At 58.1% G+C, this 20,388-nt stretch carries 21 protein-coding genes; 12 read left to right on the top strand and 9 right to left on the bottom strand.

Features of this window, described 5'->3' with window-relative positions; translation table 11 throughout:
* The first annotated feature begins 39 nt into the window (after window positions 1–39).
* From V7730_RS03155 to V7730_RS03115, 9 genes are all read left to right on the top strand, one after another.
* Window positions 40–1,821, top strand: a complete 1,782-nt coding sequence (locus tag V7730_RS03155) for an acyl-CoA dehydrogenase C-terminal domain-containing protein (protein WP_335746138.1) — start codon at window positions 40–42, stop codon at window positions 1,819–1,821.
* A gap of 50 nt (window positions 1,822–1,871) precedes the next feature.
* A complete protein-coding gene (locus V7730_RS03150; RefSeq protein ID WP_335746137.1) occupies window positions 1,872–2,084 on the top strand; it encodes a hypothetical protein in 213 nt (70 codons plus the stop codon).
* Between the two features lie 81 nt (window positions 2,085–2,165).
* The gene (locus V7730_RS03145) at window positions 2,166–2,525 is read left to right on the top strand and encodes a hypothetical protein (protein ID WP_335746136.1); all 360 of its coding nucleotides are present in this window, start codon (window positions 2,166–2,168) and stop codon (window positions 2,523–2,525) included.
* 4 nt (window positions 2,526–2,529) lie between these two features.
* Complete coding sequence (locus V7730_RS03140; RefSeq protein ID WP_335746135.1) at window positions 2,530–3,687, top strand: acyl-CoA dehydrogenase family protein; 1,158 nt, start codon at window positions 2,530–2,532, stop codon at window positions 3,685–3,687.
* Between the two features lie 77 nt (window positions 3,688–3,764).
* Window positions 3,765–4,403 (top strand): glutathione S-transferase family protein, encoded by a 639-nt coding sequence (locus V7730_RS03135; protein WP_335746134.1) that lies wholly within the window; start codon window positions 3,765–3,767, stop codon window positions 4,401–4,403.
* An 86-nt stretch (window positions 4,404–4,489) separates the two neighbouring features.
* The gene (locus V7730_RS03130) at window positions 4,490–4,639 is read left to right on the top strand and encodes a hypothetical protein (RefSeq protein ID WP_335746133.1); all 150 of its coding nucleotides are present in this window, start codon (window positions 4,490–4,492) and stop codon (window positions 4,637–4,639) included.
* Entirely contained in the window at window positions 4,636–5,847 is a 1,212-nt protein-coding gene (locus V7730_RS03125) for an acetyl-CoA C-acetyltransferase (RefSeq protein WP_335746132.1), read from the top strand. Before V7730_RS03130 ends, V7730_RS03125 begins: the two co-directional genes overlap by 4 nt.
* Entirely contained in the window at window positions 5,847–6,176 is a 330-nt protein-coding gene (locus tag V7730_RS03120) for an acetyl-CoA acetyltransferase (protein WP_335746131.1), read from the top strand. Before V7730_RS03125 ends, V7730_RS03120 begins: the two co-directional genes overlap by 1 nt.
* Window positions 6,173–8,377 carry a 3-hydroxyacyl-CoA dehydrogenase NAD-binding domain-containing protein gene (locus tag V7730_RS03115; RefSeq protein WP_335746130.1) on the top strand — a complete coding sequence of 735 codons (2,205 nt, stop codon included), beginning with the start codon at window positions 6,173–6,175 and terminating at the stop codon, window positions 8,375–8,377. Before V7730_RS03120 ends, V7730_RS03115 begins: the two co-directional genes overlap by 4 nt.
* 177 nt (window positions 8,378–8,554) lie before the next feature.
* Here the strand turns inward: V7730_RS03115 and V7730_RS03110 are convergent, their stop codons facing one another.
* The 3 genes from V7730_RS03110 to V7730_RS03100 form a co-directional block, all read right to left on the bottom strand.
* The gene (locus V7730_RS03110; protein WP_335746129.1) at window positions 8,555–9,217 is read right to left on the bottom strand and encodes a Hint domain-containing protein; all 663 of its coding nucleotides are present in this window, start codon (window positions 9,215–9,217) and stop codon (window positions 8,555–8,557) included.
* Window positions 9,218–9,482: 265 nt separating this feature from the next.
* Window positions 9,483–10,133 (bottom strand): sulfotransferase family 2 domain-containing protein, encoded by a 651-nt coding sequence (locus tag V7730_RS03105; protein WP_335746128.1) that lies wholly within the window; start codon window positions 10,131–10,133, stop codon window positions 9,483–9,485.
* On the bottom strand, window positions 10,130–11,071 hold the full coding sequence (locus V7730_RS03100) for a DMT family transporter (RefSeq protein ID WP_335746127.1): 942 nt from the start codon (window positions 11,069–11,071) through the stop codon (window positions 10,130–10,132). The genes V7730_RS03105 and V7730_RS03100 overlap by 4 nt, the downstream gene beginning before the upstream one ends.
* Window positions 11,072–11,178: 107 nt before the next feature.
* Here V7730_RS03100 and V7730_RS03095 point away from each other — a divergent pair, with 107 nt between their 5' ends.
* Window positions 11,179–12,807: an AMP-binding protein gene (locus tag V7730_RS03095; protein WP_335746126.1), complete on the top strand. Its 1,629-nt coding sequence runs from the start codon at window positions 11,179–11,181 to the stop codon at window positions 12,805–12,807.
* Window positions 12,808–12,819: 12 nt separating this feature from the next.
* Here V7730_RS03095 and V7730_RS03090 read toward each other — a convergent pair whose 3' ends face one another.
* Window positions 12,820–13,281, bottom strand: coding sequence for a GNAT family N-acetyltransferase (locus V7730_RS03090; protein ID WP_335746125.1), 462 nt, complete (start codon window positions 13,279–13,281; stop codon window positions 12,820–12,822).
* Between the two features lie 73 nt (window positions 13,282–13,354).
* Between V7730_RS03090 and V7730_RS03085 the strand changes: the two genes are divergently transcribed.
* Window positions 13,355–14,368, top strand: a complete 1,014-nt coding sequence (locus V7730_RS03085; RefSeq protein WP_335746124.1) for a hypothetical protein — start codon at window positions 13,355–13,357, stop codon at window positions 14,366–14,368.
* A complete protein-coding gene (locus tag V7730_RS03080; protein WP_335746123.1) occupies window positions 14,365–15,081 on the top strand; it encodes an SGNH/GDSL hydrolase family protein in 717 nt (238 codons plus the stop codon). The genes V7730_RS03085 and V7730_RS03080 overlap by 4 nt, the downstream gene beginning before the upstream one ends.
* A 13-nt stretch (window positions 15,082–15,094) precedes the next feature.
* On the opposite strand, the gene V7730_RS03075 is transcribed toward V7730_RS03080, so the two are convergent.
* The 5 genes from V7730_RS03075 to V7730_RS03055 form a co-directional block, all read right to left on the bottom strand.
* A complete protein-coding gene (locus V7730_RS03075) occupies window positions 15,095–16,456 on the bottom strand; it encodes an SPOR domain-containing protein (protein WP_335746122.1) in 1,362 nt (453 codons plus the stop codon).
* A 160-nt stretch (window positions 16,457–16,616) separates the two neighbouring features.
* On the bottom strand, window positions 16,617–17,252 hold the full coding sequence (gene upp, locus V7730_RS03070) for a uracil phosphoribosyltransferase (RefSeq protein ID WP_335746121.1): 636 nt from the start codon (window positions 17,250–17,252) through the stop codon (window positions 16,617–16,619).
* A 22-nt stretch (window positions 17,253–17,274) separates the two neighbouring features.
* On the bottom strand, window positions 17,275–18,468 hold the full coding sequence (locus V7730_RS03065; RefSeq protein WP_335746120.1) for a phosphopentomutase: 1,194 nt from the start codon (window positions 18,466–18,468) through the stop codon (window positions 17,275–17,277).
* Window positions 18,468–19,772 carry a thymidine phosphorylase gene (locus V7730_RS03060; RefSeq protein ID WP_335746119.1) on the bottom strand — a complete coding sequence of 435 codons (1,305 nt, stop codon included), beginning with the start codon at window positions 19,770–19,772 and terminating at the stop codon, window positions 18,468–18,470. Before V7730_RS03060 ends, V7730_RS03065 begins: the two co-directional genes overlap by 1 nt.
* Entirely contained in the window at window positions 19,773–20,165 is a 393-nt protein-coding gene (locus tag V7730_RS03055) for a cytidine deaminase (RefSeq protein WP_335746118.1), read from the bottom strand.
* Window positions 20,166–20,388 lie beyond the last annotated feature (223 nt).

Below are 20,388 nucleotides of genomic sequence, written 5' to 3'. Positions count from 1 at the left end.
CGCACCATGGTTCATACCGCTTCAGGGAGAGAGACCACAATGCCAACATACACCGCACCGACGAAAGACATGCAGTTCGTTCTGCACGATGTTCTTAAGATTACCGAAGCCTCCACCCCTGGCTACGCCGAACTGGAGCCTGATTTTACATCTGCGATTCTCGAAGAGGCGGGCAAGCTGACTTCCGAAGTTCTGGCACCACTGAACGCTGTCGGCGACAGGGAAGGTTGCCGTCTGGAGAACGGCGTCGTCTACACGCCAACAGGCTTCAAAGACGCCTTCGAGAAAGTGAAAGAGGGCGGCTGGCCCGGTCTGGACATGCCCGAAGAATACGGCGGGCAGAACATGCCATACGTGATCGGCTCGGCCGTGGGCGAGATGTTCTCAGCCGCCAACCAGGCGTTCACCATGTATCAGGGTCTGACCCACGGGGCGGCCTCTGCCATCCTTGCCCACGGCACAGTTGAGCAAAAAGACATGTATCTGCCCAAGATGGTCAGCTGCGAGTGGACAGGCACCATGAACCTGACCGAGCCGCATTGCGGTACCGATCTGGGTCTGATGCGCACAAAAGCCGCACCTCAGGCCGATGGCTCCTACAAAATCTCCGGCCAGAAGATCTTTATCTCGTCGGGCGAGCATGACATGGCCGACAACATCATCCATCTGGTGCTGGCCAAGATCGAAGGCGGCCCAGAAGGTATCAAGGGCGTTTCCCTGTTCATCGTGCCAAAATTCAATGTGAACGCGGATGGCAGCCTTGGCGCACGCAATGGCGCGACTGTGGGTTCCATCGAAGAGAAAATGGGCATCCACGGCAACTCTACTTGCGTGATGAACTATGACGAAGCGACAGGTTATCTGCTGGGTGAAGAGCACAAAGGCATGCGTGCGATGTTCACCATGATGAACGAAGCTCGTCTGGGCGTGGGCATGCAAGGTCTGGCACAGGCCGACGTCGCCTACCAGAACGCGCTAGCCTATGCCAACGACCGTCTGCAAGGCCGTGCCGTGACAGGTGCCGAAGCCCCTGACAAACCTGCCGATCCGCTGATCGTACACCCTGACATCCGTCGCTCATTGATGGACCAGAAAAGCTTTGTTGAAGGCGCACGTGCCTTCATTCTGTGGGGCGCGACGATGATCGATGCTTCCCACCGTTCCGGTGACAAGGATGCGGACGGCCTTGTGTCGCTGCTGACACCTGTCATCAAAGGTTTCCTGACCGACGTCGGCTACGACATGACCGTAAAAGCCCAACAGGTTTATGGCGGCCACGGCTACATCGAAGAATGGGGCATGTCGCAGTTCACCCGTGATGCACGCATCGCGATGATCTATGAAGGTGCCAACGGCGTTCAAGCGCTTGATCTGGTAGGCCGCAAGCTTGCTCAGGATGGCGGCAAGCATGTCATGGCCTTCTTTGATCTTGTCAAATCGTTCTGCAAAGAGAATGCAGGACAGGACGAAGCATTCGACAAAGACTTCATTGAGCCACTGAAAACCGCGTCAAAAGACCTTCAGGCTGCTGGTATGTACTTCATGCAGAACGGCATGAAGAACCCGAACCACGCACTTGCCGGCTCCAATGACTTTATGCACATGTTTGGTCACGTTTGCCTTGGCCTGATGTGGGGCATGATGGGCAAAGCGTCGCGTGAAGCACTGGCGAACGGCACCTCGGACGCCACGTTCCATGAGACAAAGCTGGCGACCGGTCGCTACTATATGGCACGCCAACTGCCAGCCACAGCCCTGCACCTGACCCGCATCCAGTCAGGCGCGGACACTGTCATGGCGCTTGAAGCGGCAAACTTCTAAGCTGGTCGGGCGAGGGCACGGTGCCCTCGCCCACCCTATACGGAGAGACCATGCCAAAACGCTTTCGCCTGACCCGCCGCTTTCCTGTCGCCATGACAGAGGACGGCTACCGCCGTCTCAAGAAATTCAGCACGGACGCTGGTTTGGACGAAGGTGAAGCGCTGTCGTTTTTGTTCGAAAACTTCTCTTCCGTCATGAACGAGGAAAATTTGATAGCCCGCCTGCGGCTGTTCAATTCGGATTTGGAAGACCGCAAGAAATAAAGCTGATCGGGGGATAACATCCGGCAGCATAGGTGACAGGGCAGAACGCCCTTTCATATCGACACGAGAGGAGACTTGAAGATGCTTCGTAAATTGCTCATCCCGGCAATGCTGCTTATCGCCGCGTGCGCCGTGCCCTATTCCCTGCCCACCGATGACCGTGCTGATATCGCCGCACACATCGCCAGCTTTGAACGCGCATTTGTGAAGGGCAACACTGCCGAAGCCATCAACGTCGTCCCGCCGCGCATGATCGCGGTCATTGCCCAACAGGGCGGCACAAAACTGCAATTAGACAACACTATGCTCACGCTTGAAGAAGGCGGCGAATGGCACCTCGCACGTATTGATGAGGACCGTCAGATCGACCTGATGCGCAGGGTCTATCCAGACTTCAAAGACGTGACATTCCCCAAAAGCACTTCGAAAGTGATCGGATAACCCCATGAAAGACTTCGCCCCCGCCACCTCAAGCTGGATGACAGACGAGCATAAGATGCTTGCTGAGATGACAGCGAATTTCATCAACACTGAATGGGCTCCGCGTTTCGAGAAATGGCGTAAGCAGTCCCAAATGGACCGCAGCACGTGGAACGAGGCCGCCGAACTGGGCCTACTCTGCCCGTCCATACCCGAGGAATACGGCGGGGCCGGTGGTGATTTCGGGCACGAAGCCGCGATCCTGATCGAGAGCGCCCGCGCCAATCTGGCAAGCTGGGGTGCGGGCATCCACTCGGGCATCGTGGCACATTACATCCTGCACTACGGAACCGAAGAGCAAAAACACCGCTGGCTGCCCAAGATGATCTCGGGTGAGATGGTCGGCGCATTGGCGATGACCGAACCCTCCACCGGATCAGACGTGCAAGCGATCAAGACCAAAGCCATCAAAGATGGCAACGCTTACCGGTTGTCGGGGCAAAAAACCTTTATCACCAATGGCCAGCACGCTGATCTGATTATCGTCGCGGCCAAAACGAACCCGACAGAAGGCTCCAAGGGAGTGAGCCTTGTGGTGGTGGAAACCGAAGGGACCACTGGCTTTCAACGTGGCCGCAATCTTGAGAAAATCGGCAAACACGCTTCCGACACATCCGAGTTGTTCTTTGACAACGTCGACATCCCGCCAGAGAACATCCTTGGCGGCGAGGAAGGCAAAGGTTTCTACCAGATGATGCAGCAGCTTCCGCAAGAGCGCCTGATTATCGCTTGCGAAGCAGTCGGTGCCATGGAAGGCGCCGTTGCACGCACCATCCAATATTGCCAAGAGCGCGAAGCCTTTGGCGGCCCGCTTACCCAGTTCCAGAACACTCGCTTCAAGCTGGCCGAGTGCAAAACCAAAACCACCGTAGCCCGCGCGTTTCTGGATCAATGCATCTCCGAGCACCTGCGCGGCGAGCTGACAGTGGACCGTGCTGCCATGGCCAAATACTGGCTGACGGACACTCAAGGTGAAGTGCTGGACGAATGCCTGCAACTGCACGGCGGTTACGGCTTCATGCAGGAATACGCCATCGGCGAGATGTGGACCGACGCCCGCGTGCAGCGGATCTATGGCGGCACGAACGAGATCATGAAGGAGCTGATTGCGCGCAATCTCTGACCATTGGCGCCAAGCCCCAGCTGCTTCAACCCGCGCGGGCTCATCCGCACCCACGATCAACAACAGGAACCGGACCTATGACAATCAAACTCTACTGCTTCGGCGAAAGCGGCAACGCGTATAAGGCGGCCCTAGCTCTGCAACTCTCGGGTCTGGATTGGGAGCCTGTGAAAGTTGACTTCTTTGGTGGCGAAACACGCACGCAGGATTATCGCGGGATGATCAACGCAATGGGCGAAGCGCCGGTAATGATAGACGGCGATGTCAAGCTGACCCAGTCGGGTGTCATCCAGGACTACGTGTCCGAAAAGTCGGGAAAATTCGGCGGCAAAGATGCGACCGAGCGGCGCGAAATTCTGCGGTGGGTTCTCTGGGACAACCACAAGCTCAGCTCGATGGCCGGTATGACGCGGTTCTTGATGAACTTCCTGCCCGCGGACAAGCAACCAAAAGAGGTGATTGCCTTCAACCAAGGCCGCCTTGCCGCTGCGTATGAGCTGCTGAACGCGCACCTTGAGGTACGCGACTGGATTGTGGGTGACAGCATCACCAACGCCGACCTTAGCTGCTGCGGCTATCTCTATTACCCGGAACCGTTCGGCTTTGACCGCAGCGCATATCCGAACATCGACGCCTGGCTGACACGCCTGTCCGAAACACCGGGCTGGAAATCACCCTATGACCTGATGCCCGGCTCGCCCGCCGACCGCGCATGATATTTGCTGCGGCCTCCCGCTGGTTTGCAACGTTCAGCCCCTTCCGCAGTGCCACACTAGGCAGAAAGCAGATTTCGGAGGGGCTGATGATGTATGAAACCGACGATGCCGCAAAGCCCGTGACCTTCCGGTTTTTTACCGACGAAGGCAAAGCACAATACAGCCTCACACCCCGTGAGGTTGCCTATCTCGCCAAACAGCTGGACGACTTCCTCCAGAAAGGACCTCAATCATGACCGAAGCATATATCTATGACGCCCTGCGCACACCGCGTGGCAAAGGCCGCGCTGACGGCGCGCTGCACGAGCTGACATCCCTGCGCCTCTCGGCGCTGACGCTCAACGCTTTGAAAGAACGCAACAACCTAGAAGGCCACGCTGTTGAGGATGTAATCTGGGGCAATGTAACTCAAGTGATGGAACAAGGCGGCTGCCTTGCCCGCTCTGCCGTTCTCGCCTCGGATCTGGACGAGCGTATTCCAGGTCTTGCCATCAACCGTTTCTGCGCCTCTGGCATGGAAGCCGTGAACCTTGCGGCTAATCAGGTCAAAGGCGGGGCTGGCATGGCCTACATCGCAGGCGGGGTTGAGATGATGGGCCGCGTGCCGATGGGCAGCGACGGGGCCGCAATTGCTGCCGATCCTTCCATCGCAATGGACAAATATTTTGTACCGCAGGGCATCTCGGCGGACATTATCGCCACTGAATATGGCTTTACCCGCGATCAGGCGGATCAGCTGGCAATTGCCTCCCAGCAACGCGCGAAAAAGGCGTGGGATGAAAACCGGTTCGCCAAATCCGTGATCACCATTCGCGATCAAAACGGCCTCGAGATCCTCAGCCATGACGAATACATGCGCCCGCAGACCGACATGCAGTCTCTTGGCGCGCTGAACCCTGCATTTCAGGCCATGGGTGAAGTCATGCCCGGCTTTGATAAGGTTGCATTGCTGAAATACCCGCATCTGGAAAAGATCAACCACATCCACCATGCGGGCAACTCCAGTGGTATCGTAGACGGTGCCGCGGCTGTGCTGATCGGCAACAAGGAATTCGGTGAGAAATACGGCCTCAAGCCGCGCGCGCGCATCCGTGCAACCGCCAAAATAGGCACCGATCCAACCATCATGCTGACTGGTCCCGTTCCTGTGACGCAGAAAATCCTTGCCGATAATGGCATGGATATCAAAGACATCGACCTGTTCGAAGTGAACGAAGCTTTTGCATCTGTCGTGCTGCGGTTCATGCAAGCATTCAATGTGGACCATGACCGCGTAAACGTAAACGGCGGTGCCATCGCGATGGGCCACCCGCTGGGTGCGACCGGTGCGATGATCATCGGCACGCTTCTGGATGAGCTGGAGCGCGCTGACAAAGAAGTGGGTCTTGCAACGCTTTGCATCGCGTCCGGCATGGGTGCCGCAACCATTATCGAGCGCGTATAATGGCCGTCAGCTCCCACCCTTTTCATGCGGTTGCCAAGTTGGCAGCCGCCAATGGCATGGATAATTTGAAGATCAGGGTCGCCCATGATGGCGACTACGTCAGGTTGTTCCAAAGCGACCCGCCGCTGTTCTTCAAACATAAAAATGACCCGAGTAATGAAATCGACCGGGCCGAATTCAATCACTTCAAACGCATCTTGCTGAGTGAGGAAGACTGCAGCAGCGGTCCTGAAGCCACTTTGGCGCTGGTAGAAATGTTATTGGAGAAGTTTGCTAATTACGAATCCCAGCGTCCCACGAAAAAACCCAAATCCGGGAGAGACATATGACCGATTTTACAATGAACATCGACGCCGAAGGCATCGCCACCATCACATGGGACGTCGAAGACAAATCGATGAACGTGATGTCCATCAACGGCCTTGAAGAGCTGGACGCGCTGACCGATCAGGCGCTGGCCGACGAAGCCGTTAAAGGCATCATCATCACCTCCGGCAAAGAGGGTTCTTTCGCGGGCGGCATGGACCTGAACCTGCTGGTCAAAATGAAAGACGACGCAGGCGACGATCCGGCACGCGGCCTGTTCGAAGGCACGATGCGCATGCACAAACTGCTCCGCAAGATCGAGCGTGCAGGCATGGATCCCAAGACCAACAAAGGCGGCAAGCCTGTCGCTGCTGTTCTGCCCGGTACCGCCGCTGGTATCGGACTTGAGCTGCCATTGGCCACGCACCGCACCTTTGTCGCCAACAACCCCAAGGCCCGTATCGGCCTGCCGGAAATTCAGGTTGGTATTTTCCCCGGTGCCGGTGGCACCACGCGCCTTGTGCGCATGCTGGGCGCAATGGCTGCCTCACCGCTGCTGTTGGAAGGCAAGATGCTGTCCCCCGATGCCGCGAAAAAAGCTGGCATCATCAACGAGGTCAGTGATGATCCGATGGTAGATGCCCGTGCATGGGTCCTGTCGGCCACGGATGCCGACACGCTCAAGCCTTGGGATGCCAAGGGCTACAAAATGCCCGGCGGCGCGCCTTACCACCCAGCAGGTTTCATGACGTTTGTTGGCGCCTCTGCGATGGTGAACGGCAAGACAAAAGGCGTCTACCCAGCGGCCAAAGCATTGCTGTCAGCGGTTTATGAAGGCGCACTGGTGCCGTTCGACACAGCCCTGAAGATCGAGGCGCGCTGGTTCACATCCGTCCTGCTGAACCCGACGTCCTCTGCGATGATCCGCTCGCTCTTTCTAAACAAAGAAGCGCTAGAAAAAGGCGCTGTGCGCCCCAAAGGTATCCCTGACCAGCGCGTTAAAAAGCTGGGCGTATTGGGTGCCGGTATGATGGGTGCAGGCATCGCGCTTGTCTCCGCTCAGGCGGGCATCGAAGTTGTGCTGATCGACCGTGATCAGGCGGCTGCCGACAAGGGCAAAGCCTATTCCGAAGCTTATCTGGACAAAGGCATTGCCCGCAAGAAGGGCACTGTTGAGAAGAAAGAGGCACTGCTGTCTCTCATCACTGCCACGCCTGATCTGGACGCGCTTAAAGGCTGCGATCTGATCATCGAAGCTGTGTTCGAGGACCCGAAGGTCAAAGCCGAGATGACCCAAAAGGTCGAGGCTGTGATCCCCGAGGATTGCATCTTTGCCTCCAACACCTCCACCCTGCCAATCACCGATCTGGCCAAAGCGTCAAGCCGCCAAGAACAGTTCATCGGCATCCACTTCTTCTCACCTGTTGAGCGGATGTTGCTGGTGGAAATTATCAAAGGCGCCAACACAGGTGACCGCGCGGTGGCAAAAGCGCTCGATTATGTGCGCCAGATCCGCAAGACGCCGATCGTGGTCAACGATGCGCGCTTCTTCTATGCGAACCGTTGCATCATCCCTTACGGTGGCGAAGCAAACCGCATGATCACCGAAGGTGTGGCACCTTGGTACATCGATCAAGCCGCACAAATGCTGGGCTTCCCTGTTGGTCCTGTGCAGCTGGGCGATGAGACCTCTGTTGATCTGGCCACCAAGATCATGCGCGCCACGAAGGCCGCGATGGGCAACGCCTATCCAGCCTCCGAAGCGGATAATCTGATTGTCTGGCTCGAAGAGCAGGGCCGCTTGGGTCGTAAAACCAAAGCGGGCTATTTCGACTATGACGAAAAAGGCAAGCGTCTGGGCTATTGGAAAGGCATGCAGGACAAGTACCCGCTGGCCGAAGTCCAGCCTCCGTTGCAGGACGTTCAGGACCGTCTGATGTTTGTGCAGGTGCTGGAAGCAGTTCGTGCGCTGGAAGAAGGCGTTCTGATGGACATCCGCGAAGGCGATGTTGGCGCGATCCTTGGCTGGGGCTTTGCACCTTGGTCCGGCGGCCCGTTCTCATGGCTCGACATGATCGGCACACCCTATGCGGCCGAACGCTGTGACCAACTCGAGGAGCAATTCGGTGAGCGGTTCAAATGCCCTGACCTGCTGCGTGAGATGGCCGCGAAAAACCAGGCGTTCTACGGCCGCTTTGGCCCAAAATCTGCCAACGCAGCCTGATCCTAGGTATCCGAACCAATCAAAAGGGGCGCTTCTAGCGCCCCTTTTTCGTGTTTGTTTTAGCTATATCGTTTTCGCGCAAGCGGGCCCTGAGACAAGCAAAAAGGGGCCGCGTGAGCGACCTCTTTGAAACCACGGGGAATGGTTGAGTTTCTGTGGCCTTCGCAGGCTTTGGTTTTACAAAGAGGCGCGGAGGTATTCGGCCTCTGCTGATGCTTCCATATGGTCTTCAAGACCGATGTGGAACGCCAGCTCTTCTGCTTCTTCGCCGTCCAGAACGACGTAGGTCTGAGAGCCTGCCTCAAGAAACTTATCCAGAGTGGAAATATCCGCAGGGCAATGGATCAGCGCGCCACCTTCGGCATAGATCACTTCGTCATATTCGAAATACACGGCAACCAGTTCAACCCGCTGGAGGGGTTGGCGACGGCGGATACCGCGCAGGCCGACAAGGTTATGCGCGGTCATGATGACAAACGGGTCACCGTTGAGGTCCTGCGCCGCGTCGCTTTCAATCATCACGCCCTGATCAGGGAGCAACACCAGTTCTTCACGGTTGCCCAGCGCCCCTTCGGGGATCACGACAGGCCACATCATGTCAGCGGTTTCAGGAGCATCGAGCCAAACATGGGCGCGGCGGATTTCGGTAATCTCCTGCATGCCGTGATCAAAGGTCAGCGCCTTGTCGCCAACGGCCAATGCATCAATTGCACGCCAGCCCAGATTGCTGGCAACCCTCGTTCCGATCATCAGGCCATGGCTCAATGTTGCCATACACCCATCATAGGCACCGCTCATCTCAACTGCGCGGTGTACAGGTTGTTGTGTCTTAAAACCCATTCCAAACATCGTTTCCATTCACCTTAGTCTGCACCCTCTTTGTGGTGCGTTGTTTTGTTGAAACCAATTGGCGTGATTCTCAGGGCAAGCAAGCGCCATGATCAGGGCAGATTTGAGGTATTGTCCCCGAATAGAGGTACAATTCACCCAGAAGCCCTAAGATTTGGTTGATTTTGCCGACAATCTCACACGCGATGCTTGAGAATTATGACATAAGCCAAGAATTCTTCCCCGCCCCACAATCGCCTAAAATGTGATTCTTTGGTTAATTCTCGAACCGGTAACCAAAACGCGCGATGTCAGACGCGCACATCTGCGCCACCCGATCCCGGCTGGCATCGGTATAGGCAACACGGTAGTCCGCCGCCCTTGTGCTGCGGTTCACATGCGGCAGGTCCAGTTTGAAGCCCAGATGCTCTTCTAGCGGCACCAAGTCCTCTGACAGATGCTCAAGCCGAATAAACAGATCGGCACGCTCGCGGCCGCTGGCATCGGTCACGTAGGATGTCGCTGGAGAATTGGCCAAGCTCTGCACGATCACCGGCTCGGCCACGAAGGCCTCGAACCCGAGTTGTTTGGCAAGCGTAACGGAAGGATGGTCAAAGCTCTGCGCCTGAAGCCAGTGATAAAAGCTTACCATTCGGTCCCAAGGATTACGCACCATGGTAAATATGAACAATCCGTCCAGTTCATCCGCCTGCACCAGCCCGTCCAGATCGGCCAGCGTGGCGTGCTTCCATAGCCGTCCCGTAGTGCTGACACCATCAAGCCGCTTGCGCCGCTGTCGCGCTTTGGGCGTATCGCCCAGCATGATGTCATCCTTCATCGCCCGCGCCTCTAGCGCCAGCGCCATAGAGGTGCCCCCCGTCTTGGGCGCATGGATGAATAGATACCGTCGTCCGCAGGACAGGATCATAGTGCTTCCTCTGGCACTTTGACCGCGCGGACCGGCATCGCCTCGTCGGTCCGCAATGTGATCACCACACCAGCGCCCGCGATCAGTGCCATTCCGGTCAGGGCTATCAGGTTGACAGTCTGCCCCCATAGCACCCAAGCCCAGAAGCTGGCAAACACCAGCAGCGAGTATTCGAACACCGCAACATGGCCCGCCTCTCCGATCAGATAGCCCCGAAAGATAAGCGCGATCCCGATCATTGAGCCGACAGCCTGCACTGTAATCCAGAACCACATGGCCCCTGTCAGCTGCACCCAGCCTCTATGTACGAAACCGTCAAAGCCCGTTGGTCCGCCTGCTGGCAGGACCAGCAGACCGATGGCTCCAAAGACCGCCAACATCGCGAAGAATCCTGCAGACAGCGCGATGGTGCCCTCTTGCGCGCACCACAACCGCGTGACCACAGCCCCAATGGCATAGAGCATCCCCGCCACAATCGGCAGAAACGCCACCGGATCCAGCGCCCGCGGATCAGGCTGGATCACCAGCAACGCGCCGACAAAGCCCAGCAGGACCGCTCCAAGGCGCACAGGCCCCACCCGCGCGCCCTGAAACACGACCGAGATGAGCAACACAAACATCGGCGCCGTGAACAGTCCTGCCACCACGACTCCGATCGGCAAAACAGAAAGGCAGCCGAAATAAATGAGCATCGCCGTGGCGGGAAACAGGCTGCGCCCCATCACGGCCCGCCAGCTGATCGGTTTGATCACGCCAAAGCCCAGCGCGGCGATCAGCCCCAGCATCACAACCGCCATTATCCCGCGCACCATATGAAACTGCCACAATGATCCGGTTTCCGAGATATACGGCACGAAGTTATCGGTGATCCCCAGTGTGAACATCCCGCCGATAATAGAGAGCGCCGCAAGTCCCGGCCGCAATGCTGTATCGTTCATATGTCGCCCTCTCCCTTCGCGTTCACCATCTTGGTGATTGCATATTTCTTCCCCCTGCATATCGTGCTGGGACGTATGCGCAATATTGTTGTCAGGGAGGGCTACACATGGGCTGGATGAAAGATGAAGCCGGGTTGGAGAAATGTGCCGCCAATTATGTGCCTCTCAGCCCGTTGTCCCACCTGCGCCGCGCTGCGGATGTCTTTGCCAAACATATGGCGGTGATCTACGGCGCGCACCGCGTGACCTATGCCCAGTATCATGCACGCTGCACACGGCTCGCTTCGGCGCTGGCGGGCATGGGCGTGAACAGCGGTGAAGTGGTGGCAACTCTGTTGCCCAATACTCCCGCACAGGCAGAGGCGCATTTCGGCGTGCCCGCTTGTGGTGCCGTGCTTAACACCATCAACACACGCCTAGATGTCGACACGGTCACTTATATCTTCGAACACGGCGGTGCGCGCGTTGTGCTGGTCGACACCCAATTTGTCGAACTGGCAGAAGCGGCCTGTTCGCGTATGGAGGGCCAAGGGCCAATGCTGATCGAGGTTCCCGATGCACCCGCCGGATTTCCCGCGACGGGGCGGCATCCGGTCTATGAGGATGTGCTTGCCGGTGCAGACGAAAGCTATGACTGGATCATGCCACAGGATGAATGGGAGAGCCTCGCGCTCAATTACACCTCGGGCACTACGGGTCGGCCTAAAGGCGTTGTCTATCACCACCGTGGCGCTTACCTGATGACCATGGGCACAGTGATCAGCTGGCGCATGGTGCTGCATCCCGTATTCATGCAGATTGTGCCGCTGTTCCACTGCAACGGCTGGAACCACACGTGGATGATGCCGCTGATCGGCGGCACGCTGGTCTGTTCCCGCGACATCACGGCCAAGGCCATTTTTGACGCCATCGCCGATGACGGCGTGACCCATTTTGGCGGCGCACCTATCGTGCTCAACATGATGGTCAACGCAGATGAGGAAGACCGTCGCGATTTCCCCCATCTGGTCGAAGTCTTTACCGCAGGCGCCCCTCCCGCCCCTGCCACGTTGGGAAAGATCGAAGCACTGGGGTTCAATGTCACCCATGTCTACGGCCTGACCGAGACCTACGGCCACGTGACCGAATGTATCTGGCGCGCGGCTGATTGGGCTGATCTCGATAAGAAAGCCCTCGCCGCTGTAAAGTCCCGACAGGGCGTCGCCATGCCAATGATGGAACATATCACCGTCATGGACGAAAACATGGCCGAGGTGCCACGCGATGCCACGACACAAGGCGAGATCATGATACAGGGCAACTCGGTGATGAAAGGCTATCTGAAGAACCCCGAAGCCACTTCTGAGGCCTTTAAAGGCGGATACTTCCATTCCGGTGACCTCGCCGTGCAACACGGCGACGGCTATATCCAGATTGCCGACCGAGCCAAGGACATCATCATTTCAGGCGGCGAGAATATTTCGTCCGTTGAGGTCGAAGGCACGCTGATGGGGCATGACGCTGTGATGCTGGCCGCCGTGGTGGCCAAACCGGACGAGAAATGGGGCGAAGTGCCCTGCGCCTTTGTAGAGCTAAAGCCCGGTGCGGTGGTGGACGAAGCAACGTTGATCGCTTTCACCCGAGAGACACTGGCAGGTTTCAAAGCGCCAAAAAAGGTCGTATTTCAAGAGTTGCCCAAAACATCGACCGGCAAGATCCAGAAGTTCGAGCTCCGAAAAATCGCCGCAATGCTCTAGGCAGACGCCTACCTAAATATCTTTTTCGAAGCGCCAAATGCTGACAGGTTTGGGGCCAGACGAAGTCTCGACCTTAAGCTCCTCAACGCCTGTATTCTGCCATCCGCATTTCTGATAAAATCGTGCCGCGCGGCTGTTGCCGACACTGCATGCCAGCCACGCCCGCGGTGCGGGCAGCAGCGCTTCGGCGTGCGTCATCATCCCTTGCGCCAGTCCGCTGCCCTGATGACCGTTTGCAATATAGAACTGATACAGCTCATCGCCCTCGATCATAAAGAAGCCTGCCAAAGCGCCATCAACCAGTGCAACATAGGTCTGCGGTAAATGCGCAGTGGTGCGCGCGTTAAACTCTGCCGGAATTCGCGAATTAACCAGATCGGCATCTACTATGGCTCCATGGGCGCTGTGCCACTGCGCATGCCACAATTTTGCGATGGCACTGGTATCATCTGTTGTCGCGACTCTGATCTGCATATCGTCCTCCGGCATTGCCCTGCCCCACTCAAATGCTAATATGCTTCCATAACAACCCCGAGCAGATACTCCGATGACCGCGTTACCTAAATATGACCGCCTTGAGGCCACAGGTCTCTGGCGCCCTGCTCCTGACGGGCAGCGGCGCGAGGTCATTGTGTCGATCGGAAATGCGACTCTTATTATCGCTGACGTGAACGATCAGGCGATTGCGCATTGGTCCTTGGCGGCGGTGGCCCGCGCCAATCCTGACGTCCTTCCTGCCATCTACCACCCCGACGGCGACGAAGGCGAAACGCTGGAGCTTCCGCTGGACGAGACAGAGATGGTGAGCGCCATCGAGACGCTGCGCACCGCCATCGCCAAACGCCGGCCCCGTCCGGGCCGCTTGCGGTGGTTGGGCGTCGGACTGTCCATCACTGCCGTTGCCGGCCTGTTGATTTTCTGGCTGCCCGGCGCGATGCGCGACAACACCTTGCGCGTGGTACCGCAGGTCAAGCGCGAGGCGCTTGGTGTTTCCCTGATTGAGCGTATGGAGCGCGTCACTGGTCCGCTGTGCAATGATCCGGCAGGGCTGCGCGCGCTTCGCCGCCTTGGGGGCCGCATTCAGACGGTCAAACTGGCTGTGGTTCCGGCCTTGGGCCGCCCTGCCCTCCACTTGCCCGGCGGCGTGATCGTTTTAGACCGTTCGGTGTTTGAGGATTGGGAAGAACCCGATGTCGCCGCAGGCTATATTCTGGCCGAGCTTGCCTTGCAGGTTGAGCGTGACTCGCTTGCTGATCTGCTGGACGTGGTAGGGCCTTGGGAGAACTTCCGCCTGCTCACAACCGGCGAAGTCTCTGGCGCTGCTTTGGATACTTATGCGGAGCATCTGATGACCATCCCCAGAACCGAGCCGAACATAACAAACCTGCTGGCCCTCTTCGAGGCGTCAGATGTGCGCGCCACTCCCTACGCCCGTGCGCGGGATATCACAGGGGAAAGCGTGCTGGCGCTGATTGAAGGTGACCCGATGCAGGGACGCGATACCGAGCCGCTGATCGCCGACAGCACTTGGCTGCGCCTACAAGGTATTTGCGGGGGATGAGCCGGAGCGATGTGCTGGTCGCAGCCGTCCTTTCCCCTGTCTTGTTGCTTCAGGCATTACTGCTCCGCAAGCGCGCCCTGCGCCTGCCAGAAGCAACGGGGCCCCGCGAGGGCCAGACCGGCCAAGGCCCATCGCTTGGAGTGCTGATTGTCGGTGACAGCTCTGCCGCTGGTGTCGGGACAGACACCCAAGAAACTGCCCTTGCAGGACAGCTGGTCTCGGCGCTTGCCGCACATCACACAGTGGACTGGCAGCTAATCGCCAGCACAGGCGCCACAACGCCGACAACGCTAAAGCGTTTGGAGGAGGCCGATTTGTGGGCCTTTGATATAGTGATTGTTATTCTAGGCGTGAACGATGTGACCCGTGGCGGGCCGCTTGCCGGATGGCTGCGTTGCCATAGAAATCTGCGCGCGCTGCTGCGCAACCAGACCGGTGCTCGACAGCTCTATATCTCTCAAGTTCCGCTGCTTGGCGCCTTTCCCCTGCTCCCTGATCCTCTACGCTGGTTACTGGGGCGGCGGGCGCTGCGTTTTGATGCGGCCCTGATAACGGTCCTCCGGTCAGAACCGGACTGCGTCTATGTCCCCCTTCCCAAAACACTGAACGCAGACGACATGGCCGAAGACGGCTTTCACCCCGGACCCACTATTTATGCCGCTTGGGCAAAAGAAATGGCCCGCCGGATCCTCTCCGAAGGGCCATCCCATTAAGCTTTTAATCGCTTTAGCGCGCTGAAGCGTTGAATCCTGCACCGCGCAGACGGCTGATGACGCGGTTCACGTCACGCTCTGCGCCGAACGGACCTGCAATTACCAAACGCGAAGTTTGGCCATCACGGTTCGAGATACCAATACGCACCGGAAGCCCCATACGCTGAATTTTCTGCGCCTGAAGCTGCGCTGCAGCGGCATCAGAGAACCGGCCAACCTGCACATACCCGCGACCGGCAACTTCGGCCTTGGGCTGCGCGCGATTGGCTGTGGCCTTTGGCGTTGCCGAGCGGCTTGAGTAGACCGGCTTGCGCGGCACGGTCGCCACGCGGGCCTGACGCGGCTCAGGAGAGAGCACGCCAGTCACGTTTCGCACGATCCGCTTAAGCGTCTGACCGTTACGCTGCACGATTGTTACCTCGCCCAGCTCACGCTGTTGCTGGGCATAATCCGTGTATGGGTACACCAGCGGCACAGAAGCGGTCACATCAGAGCCATTCGCCTGATTGATCAGACGGCGTGGCACCGTCGAGGTCCAGATCATGCTCATCGCCATGTGACCCGCCAGAGATTGCTCTGCGCGATGGGGGTTCAAACGGTCGTCTTCCCAAACGCGTTTATAGCCGCGCGGCACTTTAACATTGTTCGTATTTACACGGTTCACGGCCACATGGCGCGGCACGATCCGTGTGTTTGGCGACACGTTCACAGGCTGCTGCGCCACCGCTACCTTGCGCTGGACGACCGTTCCCGTGGTTGCGCGCGGTGCAGGTGCGCTGGAAATACGCGCGCCCACAATCGGAGCAGCTTGCGGACCACAACGCACCGGAGAGCGTCCGACCCGCATGTATTGCTGTGCAATCGGTGACAGGTTAAAACAGGCCGTCTGCCCCTCAGGCGCAACCCGCGCGGTTTTCACAACAGGTGCCGGAGGCTGAACGGCTTTTTCGACGATCAGCGGCGCTGGTTGGGCAACCTGACGCACAACTTTCGGCTTTGGCTTGGGTGCTGCGGCGACAACTTTCGGCTTGGGCTTTGCAGTCACCTTGGCTTTGGGGGCTGGTGTGGGGTTGGCAATCTGGGTCACAGCAGCCGTCTGTACCGGCTCAGGTGGCGGTGTCACTTCACCCGCAAATGTCGGTTTGAACCCGCAAACGCCGGTACGCTTACGAGTGACACGCGGCACCCAGGAGACGTTTCCGTCAATCCCTGCGCGGATGAACACACAGCCTTTGCTATCTACGTATTGCTTGCCCTTGTAGGACGTGGGCGGGAACTCTGACGGGGTGCTACCCGGATAACTTTGTGCCGAAAGCGCAACCGCGCTGGCAGACCCCAAGATAAATGCAACAGTGACAAGTCTTGTAAGTTTCATGCACGCCCCCACATAATATTGTGGCAGAATGTCAAACCATCACGGTCGAGTAAAGCGATTGCGTGAACAATCGCTTTAACTCTAATGTATTACGCGACATTTTAGACTCTACCCAATCATCTTGATACAGATGTCAGAGACAATCGGGTACGCTTAGACGCTATTTGGTGCCAAACATCCGGTCACCCGCATCACCAAGCCCAGGCAGGATATAGCCCAGCTCGTTAAGGCCATCATCCACGGATGCAGTGACAATTGGCACATCGGGATGCGCTTCTTTCATCCGCTCGATCCCTTCAGGTGAGGCCAGCAGACACAAGAAACGAATGTTTGTCGCGCCCGCTTCCTTGAGAAGATCAATCGCCGCGACGGATGAATTGCCTGTCGCCAGCATCGGGTCCACCGCAATCACCAACCGGTCATCTAGGCCTTCGGGTACTTTAAAATAGTACTGCACCGGCTTGAGCGTTTCTTCATCGCGGTAAAGCCCTACGAAGCCCACCCGCGCCGATGGGATCAACTCCAACACACCGTCGAGCAGACCATTGCCTGCGCGCAGAATGCTGATCAGCGCCAGCTTTTTGCCATCCAGCGTCGGTGCGTCCATCGTTTGCATGGGCGTTTCGATCTTTTTGGTCGTCATCGCCAGATTGCGCGTTACCTCATAGGCGAGCAGCTGGCTTATTTCGCGCAGCAATTGGCGGAAGACCGCTGTGGGCGTATCGCGGTCGCGCATGATGGTAAGCTTGTGCTGTACCAGCGGGTGATCCACTACGGTGAGATATTGATCGCTCATTTCGGTCTCCTTGCTGTCCGGCTTAAGGCACGTCTACCCCCAGATGCGCCGCAACAAAAGACGCTACATCCACAAATCCAATTTGTCCCAATGTGCCAGCTCCAGCACCAGCCACCAGCACTGGCACCCGCTCACGCGTATGATCGGTGCCGATCCATGTGGGATCATTGCCGTGATCGGCCGTTAGCACCATGATATCACCTGCGCGCAGGTGCCCGATCAAGGCGCCGATCTCTTGGTCAAACCACTCCAGCGCACGGGCATAGCCCGACACATCGCGGCGGTGACCATAAAGGCTGTCGAACTCAACAAAATTGGCAAATGCCAGGCTGCCATCGGGCGCGTCGCGGACAAGATCGCCCAAATGCTCTATGAGCTTGGCGTCAGGGCCTTTACGCACCTCGTCGAAACCCTGCATCGAGAAAATGTCGCCGATCTTACCCACGGCAAAACAGGCCCGCCCAGCGTCCTGCACCCAATTGCTCAACACAGGGCGCGGGGGCATGATCGCAAAGTCGCGTCTGTTCGGTGTGCGGGTGAAACCTGCTTCGGCATTACCGACAAAGGGGCGCGCAATCACGCGACCCACGCGCACTTCATGCAGCATCGGCGCAATGTCCGCGCAGAGCTTCAGCAAGCGGTCCAGCCCGAAGGTTTCTTCATGCGCGGCGATCTGGAAGACGCTGTCTGCTGAGGTGTAGCAAATCGGGTAACCCGTGCGCATATGCTCGGCGCCCAGCGCCTCGATAATCGCAGTGCCGGGGGCATGGCAGTTGCCAAGGATGCCCTCACAGCCCACAGCCGCGCAGACCTTTGCAATCAGCTCTTCATCGAACGAATTCTCGACCTGCTCAAAATAGTGCCAAGCCCACGGAACAGGTAAACCAGCCAGCTCCCAATGCCCAGATGGCGTATCCTTCCCGCGCGAGACTTCAGTCGCAGCTCCCCATGTGCCGGTCACCGGCACGTCAAAGCTCTGGATATCCAGCCCGCTGGCGGCCTTTAGCGCCGGACCAAGGCCCAGCGCCGCCAAATGGGATAACTGGAGCGGGCCACTTCGCCCCTCTTCGGCCAGCCCATCAGCACAGGCTTGCGCAATATGGCCCAGAGTGTTGGCGCCTGTATCCGGCACATCACCGTTAAAGAATGTATCAGCATCCGGCGCACCGCCGATGCCTACAGAATCCATCACTACCAAGAATGCACGTTTCGCCATCAGCTTATCAGCTCCACAATCAATGCAGGTTCACTTACGGGCGCATCACCCAATTTGATCGCCGCGAGGACTTCTCCGACCGAACGATCCGCCTGCATAGGGCGGGAGGCGTGAACAACCGCCAACGGCTGCCCCTTTTCCACCCGCGCACCCAAGCGCACGACGTTCGACAAACCTACCGCAGGGTCCACCGGATCGCTCTCCACAACACGTCCGCCGCCGAGTGCTACGACCGCAAGGCCCAGCGCTTCGCCATCAATGGACTGCACAATGCCTGCCGCGGGTGCGGTGACTTCGCGCATCACTGTGGCCTCGGGCAGGAAACGGCGCCAGTTTTCGACAAAGTGCACCGGCCCACCAAGGGCTGCGATCATCGCGCCAAAACGCTCTGCGGCGCGGCCATCCGCAATTGCAGCTGCGATCTTCGCAGCACCGTCATCTGCATCTTTGGCCAGCCCTGCGCCCGCAAGCAGCACACCGCCAAGGGCCGCGCAAAGCTCTGCAATCGGGCCCTGCACCTCACCGCCCAGCACGCGCATCACCTCGGCCACTTCCAACGCATTTCCAAGGCTAGGCACCAACGGCTGGCTCATGTCACTGATCAGGGCGCGCGTCGGGCATCCCGCCGCATTTGCCGTGCCGACCAACGCCTGCGCCAGATCGCGCGCGGCACCGATATCTTTCATGAACGCACCCGAGCCGACCTTGACGTCCAGCACCAGACCTTCAAGCCCCGCCGCCAGCTTCTTGCTGAGGATCGAGGCGGTGATAAGGTCCAGACTGTCCACCGTGGCCGTCACATCGCGGACCGCATAAAGCCGTTTGTCCGCCGGTGCGATATGACCCGTCGCCCCGACAATGGCGCAGCCAACGTGTGACACAACCGCGCGCAAACGCGCCTCATCCAGCATCACGCCGACCCCAGGGATCGCCTCAAGCTTGTCTAGCGTGCCGCCTGTGTGGCCCAGACCACGCCCCGAAATCATCGGCACATAAGCGCCACAAGCCGCCAGCGCGGGCGCCAATACAAGGCTCACGCAGTCGCCGACTCCACCGGTTGAGTGCTTGTCGAGCACAGGCTTGTCCAAGTCCCACGTCAGCACATGACCCGACGCGCACATCGCCCGTGTCAGCGCCACACGGCCCGCCTCACTCAACCCATTGCGGCATACGCCCATGGCAAAGGCACCGGCCTGCGCATCGCTGAGCCGTCCGTCCGCCAGCGCCGCCGCAATCCATGTCAGCTCATCCGCTGCAAGTGGCTCATCATGGCGCAGCTTGGCCAATATACCTCGCGCGTTCATTCAACGCCCCAAGAAAGAAGGATCAAAAGCACCGGGCAGTAGATCGGCAATGCTCATAGTCTGCTCTACGCCTTCTACCGTTGACATGGTCACCGTTACATCGCCTGCGCCAAATTCCGCCATTTTCTGACGGCAGCCACCGCAGGGTGTCACTGGCAGGGGCGATCCCGCCACGACGTAAGCCTCAATAAACGAAGTCTCGCCCGCAGCGATCATCGCAGCAATCGCGCCCGCCTCGGCACAGGTGCCTTCGGGATAGGCCACGTTTTCAACATTGCAACCGCTGTAGATGGCACCAGAGGCCCCTCGAAGGGCCGCACCCACCTGAAAGTTGGAATAGGGTGCATAGGCCTTCTCGCGCACCGCGAGCGCTGCCTGCCGCAAATCTGTCATCGTGATCTCCTTGGTCTCTAGCAGACCACCCTAGCGCCGCGCGGCCAGAGAAGCGACGGTTTTTCGCACAGTTTTCTTCCCCGCGTTAAGCTGGCCAAATTATTAGCAATACAGCTACCTATGCACAGTATAATGACAAACAACCAACGCCTGTTTGCGAAATCCCCGCTGGCACTTCTGCCGCAATAGTTTAATACTAAACTAAATCCAAAAATGAGGTCAG

This window comes from Sulfitobacter sp., assembly GCF_036961165.1.
In the GTDB taxonomy this organism is placed as follows: domain Bacteria; phylum Pseudomonadota; class Alphaproteobacteria; order Rhodobacterales; family Rhodobacteraceae; genus Sulfitobacter.
Note: the sequence above shows the minus strand (reverse complement) of the source record. Positions and strands in the feature narration are given on the sequence as shown.